We start from the raw sequence: 15813 nt of genomic DNA, 5'->3' as shown, positions 1-15813 counted from the left end.
AATGCTCGCCCGTTCACTGGACTATCAGGAGACATTCCGCCATGAATAAGCTTACTCAGTACGATCCCGCTGCTGCGCTAGTTGATGATGAAGAAATTGCTGTATTTATGGCGGATGCCCTCGAAACAGGCGATGCAACGTACATTGCAAAAGCACTGGGCGTGGTGGCTCGCGCTAAGGGAATGGCGAGCATCGCGGCAGAAACGGGATTATCCCGCGAGCAGCTTTATCGCTCTTTTAGTGAGAAAGGTAATCCGACGCTGAAAACCACGCTTGCAGTGATGAAGGTACTCGGCATTGAATTGACACTAAAAAAATAGCCCCTGCGTCTATCTCCCCTTCCAACATCGTGAGCCATATCAGGAAGGCGTTAGATTGATAGTGGTAGCATTAGCGCGGTTTGTAATTTTCTGATTACATGGAGAAATGATGGAACTGCTTTTATTGAGTAACTCGACGCTGCCGGGCAAAGGCTGGATGGAACATGCGCTGCCGCTGATCGCAGAGCAACTGAATGGTCGCCGCACGGCGGTGTTTATTCCGTTCGCTGGCGTGACGCAAACCTGGGATGAGTACACGGCGAAAACGGCAGCCATCTTTGCGCCAATGGGCGTTAACGTTACCGGTATTCATACCGTTGCCGATCCAATTGCAGCCATTGAAAACGCCGAGCTGGTGATTGTCGGCGGCGGGAATACCTTCCAGTTGCTGAAAGAGAGTCGTGAGCGCGGGTTGCTGGCGCCGATTGTGGATGTCGTCAAACGCGGTGCGTTGTACATCGGCTGGAGCGCGGGTTCCAACCTTGCCTGCCAGACCATCCGCACTACCAACGACATGCCGATTGTCGATCCCAAAGGTTTTGATGCGCTGGGTCTGTTCCCGCTGCAGATTAACCCACATTTCACCAACGCGCTGCCGGAAGGCCATAAAGGCGAAACGCGTGAACAGCGTATTCGCGAGCTGCTGGTTGTGGCGCCAGAGCTGACGGTAATTGGCTTGCCGGAAGGTAACTGGATTAAGGTGAGTAACGGTAAGTCCGTGCTCGGCGGCCCGAACACCACGTATATCTTTAAAGCGGGTGAAGAGGCGGTTGCCGTTGAAGCAGGCCACTGCTTTTAGTTGATTTATTGTCTGATGCCGGATGGCGGCTTCGCCTTATCCGGCCGACAAGGTAAATGACAACATTGACGGTTATCCGTAGGCCCGGTAAGCATCAGCGTCACCGGGCAACATTTCATCTGTCCTCGTTAGTACTCACGCTCATCGTCTTCATCCGGCTGTTCCAGCACGCTGTAGGCTACAGAGCAAAACAGTGAGTTCAGACGCTGCATATCGCCCAACAGTGCCAGGTGCAAGGAGCTGGTTTCGATGCTCTGCACGTTCTGCTGATGCAGACGGTCAACGTGCGCATGCGAATAGCGACGGTTGAGAATACGGAAACGGTGCTTGCTACGACGCAGACGGCGGGCGCTGGTCACATCGCCTGAGAAGAATACCGACATCGCCAGCTGCAGATTGCTGAGCAGCTGATCGTAAAGCGCATCCAGCTCTTTCAGCCCTTCTACCGAGAATGCCCGACGGGCGGCCAGCGACTTATCAGCAATCTCACTCCCCATACGTTCGACGATATCGGAAGCCTGCTCAAGGTTGAGCGACATTTCGATAATCTCCGCCCAACGGCGTGACTCCTCTTCCGCCAGTTCATCCTTTGGCATCCGCGCCAGATAGAGCTTAATCGCCGTGTACAGCACGTTGATGTCATCTGCCATCCTGCGCAACTCTTTCTCTTCGCGCGGCTCGCCGTGCATCACCTTCTTCAACCCGTCCATCATCTGCTCCATCGCATCACCGATACGCAGCGCTTCGCGGGCGGCATTGGCGAGAGCGAGCGTTGGCGTATCCAGCGCGCTGACGTCCAGATGTTTGGGCTTCAGATGCGCGTCCAGCTCCGGTTCATCGCGGATGATGCGCTTACAAAAACGCGCCATCGGTTCAGCGAACGGTACCATCGCCACGCAGCGTACCAGGTTGTAGAAGACGTGGAAGTAGATAACCAGTTCGGATTTCGGCAGCGGTAGCTCATCCATCAAATTCGCCAGCGGATGAACAAACGGCAGGATAATCAGGCTACCCACCAGCTTAAACAGCAGGCTACCTAGCGCCACTCGGCGGGCGGCGGCATTAGCGGCGCTGTTGTTAAGCATCGCCAACAGGCCGGATCCGAGGTTGGCGCCAATCACCAGACACAGCGCCACCGGGAACGAGATAATGCCCGCCGCGGTCAGCGTGGCCGTCAACAGCACCGCCGCCAGGCTGGAGTAACTGATAATCGCAAACATGGCGCCAATCAACGCATCCAGCATGATATCGCCGGTGAGCGAGGCGAAAATAACCTGTACGCCATTAGCCTGAGTGATCGGCGTTACTGCCTGCACAATCAGCTCCAGCGCCAGTAAAATCAACCCCAGACCAATACCTACCCGGCCCAGCTGTCCGGCACGAGACTGCTTGCGCCCAAGAAAGAAAATGACGCCGATAAAAATCAGCAGTGGCGACAGCCAGGAGAGATCGAAGGTCAGGATACGCGCCATCAGCGCGGTCCCCACGTCGGCGCCCAGGACAATCACCAGCGCAGGGGTGAGCGCCACGAGATCTTGTGCAACAAACGAGGTCACCAGCATGGTGGTGGCGTTGCTGCTTTGCACCAGCGCCGTCACGCCGATACCCGCACAAAAGGCGAGCGGCTTCTTTTCAACGCTACGGCTGAGCACGGTACGCAAGCGGGCGCCGAAGACGCGCATCACACCGGTACGCACAATATGCGTCCCCCAAACCAGCATCGCGACGGCAGAAAGCAGGTGTAACAGAGTTAACACGGAATCAGGTACTCCTTATCGTTATATGTTCCTGAGGCCGAAGCCTTCTTTCAGTATAAGGGTTTAAACGTAATAAAGAGACAGGGCACTCATTGAGTGCCCTGTTTGTTGTAAATAAAGATGACAGTTTTGTGAATCAGTCGGCGTCGTAGCCGAGGTTCGGCGCTAACCAGCGCTCCACTTCTGCCACGCTCATCCCTTTACGGAAGGCATAATCTTCAACCTGATCGCGCTGGATTTGCGCCACAGCGTAGTACTTGCTGTCCGGATGACTGAAATACCAGCCGGAAACCGAGGCACCTGGCCACATGGCGAAGGATTCGGTGAGCTTCATCCCGGTATGCGCCTCCACGTCCAGCAGTTCCCAAATGGTGGCTTTTTCGGTGTGTTCCGGACACGCCGGATAGCCCGGTGCCGGGCGAATCCCCTGGTAGTTTTCGCGGATCAGCTCCTCGTTACTGAGATTCTCATTCGCCGCATAGCCCCAGTAGACTTTACGCACGCGCTCATGCAGATATTCTGCGAACGCTTCCGCCAGACGGTCAGCAATCGCTTTCACCATGATCTTGTTGTAGTCGTCATGTTGCGCTTCGAAAGCATCTGCCAGCGCGTCTTCTTCCAGACCACCAGTGACCGCAAAAGCACCGATGTAATCCGCTTTACCGCTCAGTTTCGGTGCAACAAAGTCAGACAAGCAGTAGTTGGCGAAACCGACTTTTTCCGTCTGCTGGCGCAGGTGATGACTCACATTGATGACGTGCGTACGCGTCTCGTCACGGTAAATCTCGATGTCGTCACCCACGCGGTTGGCCGGGAATAAACCCACCACGCCACGCGGATTCAGCGTCTTCTCAGCGCTGAGTTTATCCAGCATGTCGTTGGCATCTTTGAACAAGCGCTTCGCCTCTTCGCCCACTACTTCATCTTCAAGGATTCGCGGATATTTCCCGGCCAACGACCAGGTCATAAAGAACGGCGTCCAGTCGATGTAGTTGCGCAGGGTTTCGATGCTGGCTTCCACTTCCTGTACGCCCAGACGGTGCGCCACCGGCGGGGTGTAGTTTTCCCAGTCAAAGGCCAGATCGTTGTCGCGGGCAGCCTGTAACGTTACCGGCGGGGTACGCGGTTTCTTACGCGCATGCTGAATACGCACGGTTTCGTACTCTTTACGCGTACGGGCGACAAAGTCATCACGCTGGGTGTCAGAGAGCAGCGCAGCCACGACACCAACGGTACGCGAGGCGTTCTGCACGTACACCGTCGGGCCGCTGTAGTTCTGCTCAATTTTCACCGCCGTGTGCGCTTTCGAGGTGGTCGCGCCGCCAATCAGCAGCGGAATAGTGAAGCCCTGACGCTCCATCTCTTTCGCCACGTTAACCATTTCATCCAGCGAAGGGGTAATCAGCCCGGAAAGGCCAATCAGATCGGCATTCACTTCACGCGCCGTTCTGAGGATTTTCTCCGCGGGCACCATCACGCCAAGATCGACGATTTCGTAGTTGTTACATTGCAGCACCACGCCGACGATATTTTTGCCGATATCGTGCACATCGCCCTTCACGGTAGCGATGACCATTTTGCCGTTGCTGGAGCCTTTCTCTTTGCTGGCCTCAATGTACGGTTCGAGGTACGCCACCGCCTGCTTCATCACGCGGGCGGATTTCACCACCTGCGGCAGGAACATTTTACCCTCGCCGAACAGGTCGCCAACCACGTTCATGCCGTCCATCAACGGTCCTTCAATAACCTCGATCGGGCGCGCAGCCTGCTGGCGCGCTTCTTCGGTATCCAGCTCAATAAACTCGGTAATGCCTTTCACCAGCGAGTATTCGAGGCGCTTTTTCACGTCCCAACTGCGCCACTCCGCCTGTTGAGCGTTGGCGGTCTCGTCGGTTTTGCTGCCGCGATATTTCTCGGCCAGCTCCAGCAAACGCTCGGTGCCGTCGTCGCGACGGTTGAGGATCACATCCTCTACCGCATCGCGCAGCTCGGCGGGCAGGTCGTCATAGATTGCCAGTTGTCCGGCGTTGACGATCCCCATGTCCATGCCGTTGCGAATGGCGTAGTAGAGGAATACCGCGTGAATGGCTTCACGTACCGGGTCGTTGCCACGGAATGAGAATGACACGTTAGAAACGCCGCCGGAGATCAGCGCGTGCGGCAGTTCGCGTTTGATGTCTTCACAGGCCCCGATAAAGTCCTGCGCATAGTTGTTGTGTTCCTCAATGCCGGTCGCGACGGCAAAGATGTTCGGGTCAAAGATAATATCTTCCGGCGGGAAGCCCACCTCTTCGGTAAGAATCTTGTACGCCCGACGGCAGATCTCAATTTTGCGCGCGCGGGTGTCGGCCTGGCCCTGCTCGTCAAAGGCCATCACCACCACTGCAGCACCGTAGCGACGCAGCAGCTTCGCGTGATGAATAAAGGTCTCAACCCCCTCTTTCATCGAGATGGAGTTAACGATGCCTTTACCCTGAATGCACTTCAGCCCTTTTTCGATTACTTCCCATTTCGAGGAGTCGATCATAATCGGCACGCGGGCGATATCCGGTTCACCGGCAATCAGGTTGAGGAAACGAACCATCGCCGCTTCGGCGTCGAGCATCCCCTCATCCATGTTGATATCGATGATCTGCGCACCGCTTTCTACCTGCTGGCGGGCGACGTCCAGCGCTTCGCTGTATTTCTCTTCTTTGATCAGGCGCTTAAACTTCGCTGAACCGGTAACGTTGGTACGCTCGCCGACGTTCACAAACAGGCTGTCGTCGCCGATGTTCAGCGGCTCAAGGCCGGAAAGGCGGCAGGCAACCGGGATTTCCGGCAAGCGGCGTGGCGGCAAGCCATCCACCGCGCGGCTCATGGCAGCGATGTGTTCCGGCGTGGTGCCGCAGCAGCCGCCAACAATATTCAGGAAGCCCGCCTCGGCCCATTCGCGGATTTGCGCCGCCATGGTGTCGGCATCGAGATCGTACTCACCAAATGCGTTCGGCAGCCCGGCGTTCGGGTGCGCGGTCACGTAGCATTCGGCAATGCGCGACAGCTCCTGCACGTACTGGCGCAGTTCGTCCGGACCTAAGGCACAGTTCAGACCAAAAGTCAGCGCATCGGCGTGGCGCAGGGAGTTGTAGAATGCTTCGGTGGTCTGGCCGGAGAGCGTACGCCCGGAAGCGTCGGTGATGGTGCCGGAGAGCATAATCGGCAGCTCAACGCCCAACGCTTCGAATTCAGTTTTAACCGCGAAAATAGCGGCTTTGGCGTTGAGGGTATCGAAAACGGTTTCAATCAGGATCAGGTCACTGCCGCCTTCCACCAGCGCTTTGGTGGATTCCCGGTAGGCGGCCACCAGCTGATCAAAGGTAATATTACGGTAAGCCGGGTCGTTGACGTCGGGCGAGATAGATGCCGTACGGTTAGTTGGGCCAAGCACGCCCGCGACATAGCGCGGTTTGTTCGGCGTGCGCGCCGTCCATTCGTCTGCCGCCGCGCGCGCCAGTTTGGCTGCCGCAAAGTTGATTTCCGCCGACAGGGATTCCATCTGGTAATCCGCCATGGCGATAGTCGTGGAGTTAAAGGTGTTGGTTTCGATGATGTCCGCGCCCGCCTCGAAGTAGGCGTTGTGAATCGCGGCAATCACCTCCGGTTTGCTGAGCACCAACAGGTCGTTGTTGCCTTTCAGATCGCACGGCCATTCGGCAAAGCGTTCGCCGCGGAAATCCTCTTCGCTCAGACGATATCCCTGGATCATGGTGCCCATACCGCCGTCCAGCACCAGAATACGTTCATTTAACTGCTGACGTAATTGTTCTACTTTGCTGCTCACACTCGCTCCCGACAACGCTCAACCAGACCGAAAAAAACTCAACAGGCCATACTGGCACAAACCTGAGAGGCGGAAAAGAGAACAACGGCCAACATGAGACATGTTCAGCTTCACTCATCCGATCAGTACAGGAATTCTTGCATTATATTTGAATAAAACGAAAATGATTTCCACGATACAGAAAAGGAGTCTGCCATGGTTGCCCCCGTTCCCGCGAAACGCGGTAGAAAACCCGCCGCTACTACTGCGCCCGCAACCGGGCAGGTTCAGTCCCTGACGCGCGGCCTGAAGCTGCTCGAGTGGATTGCGGAATCCAACGGCAGCGTGGCGCTGACCGAGCTGGCGCAGCAGGCTGGCCTGCCAAACTCCACGACTCACCGATTGTTGACCACCATGCAGCAGCAGGGATTTGTTCGTCAGGTCGGTGAATTAGGCCACTGGGCCGTGGGCGCGCATGCGTTTATCGTCGGCAGCAGCTTTCTGCAAAGCCGTAATCTGCTGGCGATTGTGCATCCGATCCTGCGCAAACTGATGGAAGATTCCGGTGAAACGGTCAACCTCGCCGTGCTGGATCAAAGCGATCATCAGGCCATTATTATCGACCAGGTGCAGTGTACCCAACTGATGCGCATGTCTGCGCCCATCGGCGGTAAACTGCCGATGCACGCCTCCGGGGCGGGCAAAGCGTTTTTATCCCAGCTGAGCGAAGAACAGGTGACTGGGCTGCTGCACCGTAAAGGTCTGCACGCATACACCCACGCCACGCTGGTGTCACCAGTGCATCTGAAAGAGGATTTGGCCCAGACGCGTAAGCGCGGCTATTCCTTTGATGATGAGGAACATGCGCTGGGTCTGCGCTGCGTGGCGTCGTGCATTTATGACGAGCACCGCCAGCCGTTTGCCGCCATTTCCATCTCCGGCCCCATTTCGCGCATTACCGATGATCGCGTGACCGAGTTCGGCGCCATGGCGATCAAAGCGGCAAAAGAAGTGACGCTGGCGTACGGCGGATTTCGCTAAGATGGGATTGCCGGGTGGCGGCTACGCCTTACCCGGCTTACGATCGGTTTCATAACGCACGCTGAAACGCTGTTTGCGTCGGTAGGCGTAAACATCTTCCACATGCCCGTTTTTAATCCGCGTTTGCAACCCCCGCCAGTAGTCGGCGTTGAACAAGTCAGCGTGCATCTCTTCAAATAGCGGACCGATACGCGGGTCGGCACATAGCCAGTGGCGAAACTCTTCCGGGAAGACATCTCCAGGCGATACGCTGTACCACGGCTCGGCGCTCATCTCATCTTCCGGGTAACGCGGTGGCGGGATATGGCGGAAATTCACCTCCGTCATATAGCAAATTTCGTCGTAGTCATAGAACACCACGCGCCCGTGACGGGTCACGCCGAAGTTCTTAAACAGCATATCGCCGGGGAAAATATTGGCGGCGGCCAGTTGACGAATCGCGTTACCGTACTCTTCAATGGCATCGCGCAGTTGTTGACCTTCGACCTGCTCCAGCCAGATATTCAGCGGCACCATCCGTCGTTCGATATACAGATGGCGAATGACAATCTGATCGCCAAGATCGGTAATTTTTTCCGGTGCTTCCTGTAACAACAGCGCCATCAGCGCCGGATCGATTTGCCGTTTATCCAGCACAAAATTCTCGAACTCCTGGGTGTCAGCCATCCGCCCCACACGATCGTGCTCTTTGACCAGTTGATAACAGGCGCGGACGTGGGCGGCAGACATCTCTTTTTGCGGCGCAAATTTGTCTTTGATGATTTTAAACACCCGGTCAAAGCCCGGCAGGGTAAACACCAGCATCACCATACCGCGGATCCCCGGCGCTTCAATAAACTGCTCATCACAGTTGGCCAGGTAGAGCAGATACTCCCGATAACTTTCCGTTTTTGCATGCTTCTGGCAGCCAATCGCCATATACAATTCAGCGGTGGTTTTACCGGGCAGGATCTCGCGCAACCACTCCACCAGTGCGGCGGGCAGCGGGGCATACACCATAAAGTAGGAGCGGGCAAAGCCAAACACAATGCTCGCCTCCGCCGTCGTGGTCAGGCAGGTATCGACAAACAGCTCACCTTCGTCAGTCCGGTGAATTGGCAGTAAAAACGGCAGCGTTCCAGAAGGGGTAATCAGCTTACCGACCAGCCAGGCGGCCTTGTTACGATAAAACAGTTCATTCGCCACCTGTAAATGGCAGCCCTGCAACACATCCGCTCCCAGGGTTTCGGTCAGGTGTTCGATGATGTAGTGGATATCACGATGTTTATTCTGCCATGGAAGACGCAGGGGCAGATCGCTAAGGACGCGAGTGAGCAGCCACTCCCAGCCGGTATCAGGAAAAAAGTCTTTCGCCAACGGGCGTGGGATCGTGCGGAAACGACGCTCTGGCTGAGAACTGAAAATAAACAGCCGCTCGGGAGTCAGCGAGCGGTGATCAAATAACCGACAGTAAACGGAGTTAAAAAAGCTCTCCGCAATCTCGAAGCGCGGGTAATCCGGCAGTAGCCGGGTGTAATGCTCTTTCACGCGAAGTAAAAAATCCGCGTCGGTACTTTTGCCGTCTGTAATGCAGCGCAACTGCTCCACCACCAGACCCACGTGATGATCGTAAAGGTGAATACGGCTTTTCATCGCCTGCTGAACCGCATGCCAGTCGGCATGTTCAAAACGCTGCTGCGCGCCGGAGGTGACTTCCAGAAAACGCCCGTACTGGGCGTCGAAACCTTGCAAAATCGTCTGAGCAATCAGTAATTCCAGGCCACGCGTCATCGACTTCTCCCATCCGGCACAACGTCATGCCGGATGGCGCGTTCGCTTATCCGGCCTACATCCCTTCGTAGGCCCGGTAAGCGCAGCGCCACCGGGCATTAATCAAAACTGCGATTCTTCGGTCGAGCCGGTCAGCGCGGTCACCGAGGAAGCGCCGCCCTGAATGATAGTAGTGACTTTGTCGAAGTAGCCTGTACCCACTTCCTGCTGATGGGACACGAAGGTGTAACCGTCTTTAGCCGCCGCAAATTCTGGCTGCTGAACCTTCTCAACATAGTGGCGCATGCCTTCACCCTGCGCATAGGAGTGCGCGAGGTCGAACATGTTGAACCACATGCTGTGGATGCCCGCCAGGGTAATGAACTGGTATTTGTAACCCATATCCGACAGTTGCTGCTGGAAGCTGGCGATGGTTTTGTCGTCCAGGTTTTTCTGCCAGTTAAATGACGGCGAACAGTTGTAGGCCAGCAGTTTGCCAGGGAATTTCGCGTGAATCGCATCGGCAAAGCGCTTCGCCAGTTCGAGATCCGGCGTGGAGGTTTCACACCACACCAGATCCGCATAAGGTGCATAGGCCAGACCACGGCTGATCGCCTGCTCAATACCCGCATGCGTACGGTAGAACCCTTCACTGGTACGTTCGCCGGTGATGAACTCGCTGTCGTATGGGTCGCAGTCAGACGTTATCAGATCGGCTGCGTCAGCATCAGTACGCGCAATAACCAGCGTCGGAACACCCATGACGTCGGCTGCCAGACGAGCGGCCACCAGTTTCTGGATAGCTTCCTGAGTCGGCACCAGAACTTTGCCGCCCATGTGACCACATTTTTTTACCGATGCGAGCTGATCTTCGAAGTGAACGGCCGCTGCACCAGCCTCAATCATCGATTTCATCAGTTCAAACGCGTTCAGGACGCCGCCAAAACCCGCTTCCGCATCGGCGACGATCGGCAGGAAGTAATCCACATAGCGCGGATCGTTCGGTTCAATACCGGTTGACCATTGGATCTGATCGGCGCGACGGAATGTGTTGTTGATCCGATCCACCACCGCCGGGACGGAGTTCGCCGGATACAGTGATTGGTCCGGGTACATGCTGGAGGCCAGGTTGGCATCTGCCGCCACCTGCCATCCTGAAAGGTAGACCGCTTCAATACCTGCTTTCGCCTGCTGCAGCGCCTGACCGCCAGTCAGCGCGCCGAGGCTGTTGATATAACCTTTCTTCGATTCGCCGTGCAGCAGACGCCACATTTTCGCCGCGCCAAGCTGAGCCAGCGTGCATTCCGGGTTGACCGAGCCACGTAATTTCACCACTTCCTCCGCGCTATATGGACGGGTGATGCCTTCCCAGCGCGGTTGAGTCCATTCTTTCTGTAATTCTTCGATTTGTTGAGTACGGGTTTTCATGTGCAGATGCTCCATATTGTTATGTGGTGGATTACGCCAGCAGGCGGTAGCCTGGCAGGGTCAAGAAATCGATCAATTCATCAGAGGTAGTGATTTGCTCCATCAGGCGCGCGGCATCGTCAAAACGCCCGCTGCTGTAGCGGTGTTCGCCCAGCTCGTCCTGAATCACCAGCATCTCTTCGGCCAGCATCTGACGGAACAGCGGTTTGGTAACCGGCTTGCCGTTGCTGAGCGTCTTCTGGTGGTGGATCCACTGCCAGATGGAGGTACGGGAGATTTCTGCGGTAGCCGCATCTTCCATCAGACCGTAAATCGGTACGCAGCCGTTACCGGAGATCCACGCTTCGATGTACTGCACCGCAACACGGATGTTGGCGCGCATGCCTTCTTCGGTGCGTTCCCCCTCACACGGAGCCAACAGCTGTTCGGCGGTAATCGGCGCATCTTCATTGCGGGTCACAAACAGCTGGTTTTTGTTTTCACCGAGTACGTCGTTGAACACCGCCATCGCGGTATCAGCCAGCCCAGGGTGTGCAACCCAGGTCCCGTCATGACCGTTATTGGCTTCCAGCGCTTTGTCCGCTTTGACTTTGGTCAGCACCTGGTTGTTACGTTCCGCATCTTTGCTGGGAATGAACGCCGCCATGCCGCCCATCGCGAATGCACCACGTTTATGACAGGTTTTAATCAGCAGACGCGAATAGGCGCTGAGGAATGGCTTATCCATCGTCACCACCTGACGGTCCGGCAACACGCGATCCGGGTGGTTCTTCAGGGTTTTGATATAGCTGAAAATGTAGTCCCAGCGACCACAGTTCAGGCCGACAATGTGATCACGCAGCGCGTGCAGAATTTCGTCCATCTGGAAGACGGCCGGCAGCGTTTCAATCAGCAGAGTCGCTTTGATGGTGCCGCGCGGCAGATTAAAGCGATCTTCTGCATAGCTGAACACTTCGCTCCACCATGCTGCTTCTTGCCAGGCCTGCGTTTTTGGCAGGTAGAAGTAAGGGCCGCTGCCTTTTGCCAGCAACGTTTTGTAGTTGTGGAAGAAATAGAGGGCAAAATCGAACAGGCTGCCCGGGATGGATTCGCCACGCCAGGTAACGTGTTTTTCCGGCAGATGCAGACCACGAACGCGGCATACCAACAGAGCCGGATTCGGTTTGAGCTGATAAATTTTACCCGCTTTGTTGGTATAGCTAATGGTGCCATTGACCGCATCACGCAGGTTTATCTGCCCGTCGATAACTTTGCTCCACTCAGGAGCCAGCGAATCTTCAAAATCAGCCATAAAGACTTTGACGTTCGCGTTGAGCGCGTTGATGACCATCTTGCGCTCAACGGGTCCGGTGATCTCTACGCGGCGATCCAGTAAATCATCAGGAATTCCGCGAATTTTCCAGTTTCCTTCTCGAATGGAAGCCGTTTCCGAAATAAAATCAGGCAACTTACCGTCATCAATATCCTGCTGCTGCTGGACACGTGCAGCCAGAAGTTTATTCCGCTTTGGCGTAAATCTTGTCACCAGTTCAGTCAGAAACTCTACTGCTTCAGCGGTCAGAATTTGATGCTCCTGTTCGCCGCGCGGCCTGGTGAAGACCAGTTCATCGGTTGTCGTTGCCTGTTGATTCATTGCGTAGTTCCTCGTCATTGATCCAAACACATCCCCAATGCGAACGAAGGATCGTTGTGCGCTTTTCGTTCAGCACAACTAAGACTACTCATTTAAATTTCAAAATCAAAAACAATTTCCATTTTTAATTTAATTATCAATTAACCTATTGATAACAATATAAATAAAATTTAATTACACGGTGAGGTGCATTTCGGAAATAAAAAAGGCACCCGAAGGTGCCTGATTCAATATGCTGAAACGCTTAAGGATCGTCTGCTACAGAAGATTAATCCAGCGTTGGATTCATGTGACGCAGATCATATGGCGTGATCTGGTAGACGTAATAGTTGAGCCAGTTGGTAAACAACAGATTGCCGTGGCTGCGCCAGGTTGCCCGCGGTTTGTTTTGCGGGTCATCTTTCGGGAAATAGTTATAGGGTACTTCCGGTGATAAGCCCGCTTCGACGTCACGAAAATACTCACTGCCGAGCGTATGGGCATCATATTCCGGATGGCCCGTCACAAAGGCAATTCGTTTATCTTTGCTGGCAAACAGGTAGGCATCTCCCTCTCCTGTCTCAGCAAAAATCTCGAGATCGGTGTAGTCCCGGATAAGCGCAGCAGGAAAATCGGCATAGCGCGAATGCGGAGCCAGGAACGCATCATCAAATCCACGCGTCAGTAGCGCATGAGGGTGAAGAATATGGTGCTCATAAACACCTGAGAGTTTGTCCGTGCGGGTTTGTTTGGGAATTCCGTACAGGATATTCAGCGCGGCCTGCACCGCCCAACAAACAAATAGCGTTGAGGTAACGTGATCTTTCGCCCATTCAAGCACTTGTTGAATCTGCGGCCAGTAAGCCACGTCATTAAATTCAACCAGACCTAACGGTGCGCCGGTCACGATCAGTCCGTCAAAGTTCTGATCGCAGATATCCTCGAAATTACAGTAAAAGTTATTCAGATGCTCCGTAGGGGTGTTACGTGACTCGCGGGCATCGATGCGCAATAGCTGAACATCTACCTGTAGCGGTGAGTTAGACAGTAAGCGCAGGAACTGGTTTTCCGTTTCAATCTTCTTGGGCATCAGGTTGAGAATGAGCACCTTCAGTGGTCGAATTTCCTGACCGGAAGCGCGGGATGTCGTCATCACAAAGACGTTTTCCTCACGCAAGAAATTGACGGCGGGTAGCTCGTCCTGCACGCGAATTGGCATAACCTGATAACCTCACTACATACGTTTAAACGTTTAGACATCCAGATAGCTGAAGATACCCAGGAATCATGTGAATGTCGAGCCTGCATCCTCAAGTTGAGAAAGTTTCACGGCCCTTGCTGTAGAATAGTGCAGTAAAGAAAAAAGGAGAATGCTATGCCCCTTACCATTCGTCGTTCGCGTAAGGACGAAGGCGAAAAGCTCGTATCTATCTGGTGTCGTTCAGTCGATGCGACGCACCATTTCCTCTCTGCGGATTATCGGATTGAGCTGGAGGAGCTGGTACGTTCATTTTTACCAGAAGCTCCGCTATGGGTTGCAGTGACAGAACGAGATGAGCCTGTCGCCTTTATGCTTCTGACCGATCAGCATATGGATGCGTTGTTTGTCGATCCGGATGTGCGTGGTAGTGGCGTTGGTAAGCTGCTGATTGAACATGCTTTATCAATGAGTTCAACGCTAACAACCAACGTTAACGAACAGAATGAGCAGGCAGTTGGATTCTATAAGAAGATGGGATTTACTGTGACGGGACGGACGGAAGTGGACGATCTCGGACGACCGTACCCGTTACTCAATCTCGTACACGGGTAGCCGTACTTATTGCCTGATGCGCTGCGCTTATCAGGCCTACAACAGCCTGGTTATCCGGGAATACAGACGCAAAAAAGCCCATCCGTCAGGATGGGCTTCTTCACTTTAATTAATGCCTGGCAGTTCCCTACTCTCGCATGGGGAGACCCCACACTACCATCGGCGCTACGGCGTTTCACTTCTGAGTTCGGCATGGGGTCAGGTGGGACCACCGCGCTACAGCCGCCAGGCAAATTCTGTTTATCAGACCGCTTCTGCGTTCTGATGTAATCTGTATCAAGCTGAATCTGATGTCTCTTCGCCAAAACATCTTCGGCGTTGTAAGGTTAAGCCTCACGGTTCATTAGTATCGGTTAGCTCAATGTATCGCTACACTTACACACCCGACCTATCAACGTCATCGTCTTTAACGTTCCTTCAGGAGACTTATAGTCTCAGGGAGAACTCATCTCGGGGCAAGTTTCGTGCTTAGATGCTTTCAGCACTTATCTCTTCCGCATTTAGCTACCGGGCAATGCCATTGGCATGACAACCCGAACACCAGTGATGCGTCCACTCCGGTCCTCTCGTACTAGGAGCAGCCCCCCTCAATTCTCCAGCGCCCACGGCAGATAGGGACCGAACTGTCTCACGACGTTCTAAACCCAGCTCGCGTACCACTTTAAATGGCGAACAGCCATACCCTTGGGACCTACTTCAGCCCCAGGATGTGATGAGCCGACATCGAGGTGCCAAACACCGCCGTCGATATGAACTCTTGGGCGGTATCAGCCTGTTATCCCCGGAGTACCTTTTATCCGTTGAGCGATGGCCCTTCCATTCAGAACCACCGGATCACTAAGACCTGCTTTCGCACCTGCTCGAGCCGTCACTCTCGCAGTCAAGCTAGCTTATGCCTTTGCACTAACCTCCTGATGTCCGACCAGGATTAGCTAACCTTCGTGCTCCTCCGTTACTCTTTAGGAGGAGACCGCCCCAGTCAAACTACCCACCAGACACTGTCCGCAACCCGGATTACGGGTCCACGTTAGAACACCAGCCATTAAAGGGTGGTATTTCAAGGTTGGCTCCATGCAGACTGGCGTCCACACTTCAAAGCCTCCCACCTATCCTACACATCAAGGACCAGTGTTCAGTGTCAAGCTATAGTAAAGGTTCACGGGGTCTTTCCGTCTTGCCGCGGGTACACTGCATCTTCACAGCGAGTTCAATTTCACTGAGTCTCGGGTGGAGACAGCCTGGCCATCATTACGCCATTCGTGCAGGTCGGAACTTACCCGACAAGGAATTTCGCTACCTTAGGACCGTTATAGTTACGGCCGCCGTTTACCGGGGCTTCGATCAAGAGCTTCTCCTTACGGATAACCCCATCAATTAACCTTCCGGCACCGGGCAGGCGTCACACCGTATACGTCCACTTTCGTGTTTGCACAGTGCTGTGTTTTTAATAAACAGTTGCAGCCAGCTGGTATCTTCGACTGATTTCAGCTCCATG

The 15813-nt window shown here is 54.5% G+C and carries 10 protein-coding genes and 2 rRNA genes (1 of these 12 running past the window's edge); 4 read left to right on the top strand and 8 right to left on the bottom strand.

Features of this window, described 5'->3' with window-relative positions; all coding sequences use genetic code 11:
• The first annotated feature begins 41 nt into the window (after positions 1 to 41).
• On the top strand, positions 42 to 320 hold the full coding sequence (locus tag JTI85_RS02660) for an addiction module antidote protein (protein ID WP_121585314.1): 279 nt from the start codon (positions 42 to 44) through the stop codon (positions 318 to 320).
• A gap of 109 nt (positions 321 to 429) precedes the next feature.
• Complete coding sequence (gene pepE, locus JTI85_RS02655; protein ID WP_003841421.1) at positions 430 to 1119, top strand: dipeptidase PepE; 690 nt, start codon at positions 430 to 432, stop codon at positions 1117 to 1119.
• Positions 1120 to 1247: 128 nt separating this feature from the next.
• Here pepE and JTI85_RS02650 read toward each other — a convergent pair whose 3' ends face one another.
• Both JTI85_RS02650 and metH read right to left on the bottom strand, forming a co-directional pair.
• Positions 1248 to 2876 (bottom strand): Na/Pi cotransporter family protein, encoded by a 1629-nt coding sequence (locus JTI85_RS02650; RefSeq protein WP_137345878.1) that lies wholly within the window; start codon positions 2874 to 2876, stop codon positions 1248 to 1250.
• A gap of 136 nt (positions 2877 to 3012) precedes the next feature.
• Positions 3013 to 6696, bottom strand: coding sequence for a methionine synthase (gene metH, locus JTI85_RS02645; protein WP_219352070.1), 3684 nt, complete (start codon positions 6694 to 6696; stop codon positions 3013 to 3015).
• Positions 6697 to 6891: 195 nt separating this feature from the next.
• Between metH and iclR the strand changes: the two genes are divergently transcribed.
• Complete coding sequence (gene iclR / locus JTI85_RS02640) at positions 6892 to 7716, top strand: glyoxylate bypass operon transcriptional repressor IclR (RefSeq protein ID WP_003031613.1); 825 nt, start codon at positions 6892 to 6894, stop codon at positions 7714 to 7716.
• 21 nt (positions 7717 to 7737) lie between these two features.
• Here iclR and aceK read toward each other — a convergent pair whose 3' ends face one another.
• The 4 genes from aceK to metA all read right to left on the bottom strand — a co-directional run bounded on the left by aceK (position 7738) and on the right by metA (position 13724).
• A complete protein-coding gene (aceK, locus tag JTI85_RS02635; protein WP_124021096.1) occupies positions 7738 to 9486 on the bottom strand; it encodes a bifunctional isocitrate dehydrogenase kinase/phosphatase in 1749 nt (582 codons plus the stop codon).
• Between the two features lie 102 nt (positions 9487 to 9588).
• Entirely contained in the window at positions 9589 to 10893 is a 1305-nt protein-coding gene (gene aceA, locus JTI85_RS02630) for an isocitrate lyase (protein ID WP_003031609.1), read from the bottom strand.
• 31 nt (positions 10894 to 10924) lie between these two features.
• Positions 10925 to 12526, bottom strand: coding sequence for a malate synthase A (gene aceB, locus JTI85_RS02625; RefSeq protein ID WP_219352069.1), 1602 nt, complete (start codon positions 12524 to 12526; stop codon positions 10925 to 10927).
• Between the two features lie 268 nt (positions 12527 to 12794).
• Positions 12795 to 13724 carry a homoserine O-succinyltransferase gene (gene metA, locus JTI85_RS02620; RefSeq protein WP_219352068.1) on the bottom strand — a complete coding sequence of 310 codons (930 nt, stop codon included), beginning with the start codon at positions 13722 to 13724 and terminating at the stop codon, positions 12795 to 12797.
• Positions 13725 to 13880: 156 nt separating this feature from the next.
• Here metA and JTI85_RS02615 point away from each other — a divergent pair, with 156 nt between their 5' ends.
• Positions 13881 to 14318 (top strand): acetyltransferase, encoded by a 438-nt coding sequence (locus JTI85_RS02615; protein WP_219352067.1) that lies wholly within the window; start codon positions 13881 to 13883, stop codon positions 14316 to 14318.
• A 114-nt stretch (positions 14319 to 14432) separates the two neighbouring features.
• Here the strand turns inward: JTI85_RS02615 and rrf are convergent.
• Together rrf and JTI85_RS02605 are read right to left on the bottom strand one after the other, a co-directional pair.
• Positions 14433 to 14548: ribosomal RNA gene (gene rrf, locus JTI85_RS02610) — 5S ribosomal RNA — on the bottom strand.
• Positions 14549 to 14640: 92 nt separating this feature from the next.
• Positions 14641 to 15813, bottom strand: a 23S ribosomal RNA gene (locus tag JTI85_RS02605); it runs 1734 nt beyond the window's last position.

It is taken from the genome of Citrobacter sp. Colony219, assembly GCF_019382635.1.
GTDB classification, from domain to species: Bacteria; Pseudomonadota; Gammaproteobacteria; order Enterobacterales; family Enterobacteriaceae; genus Citrobacter; species Citrobacter youngae.
This window is presented reverse-complemented; position numbering and strand designations above follow the sequence as displayed.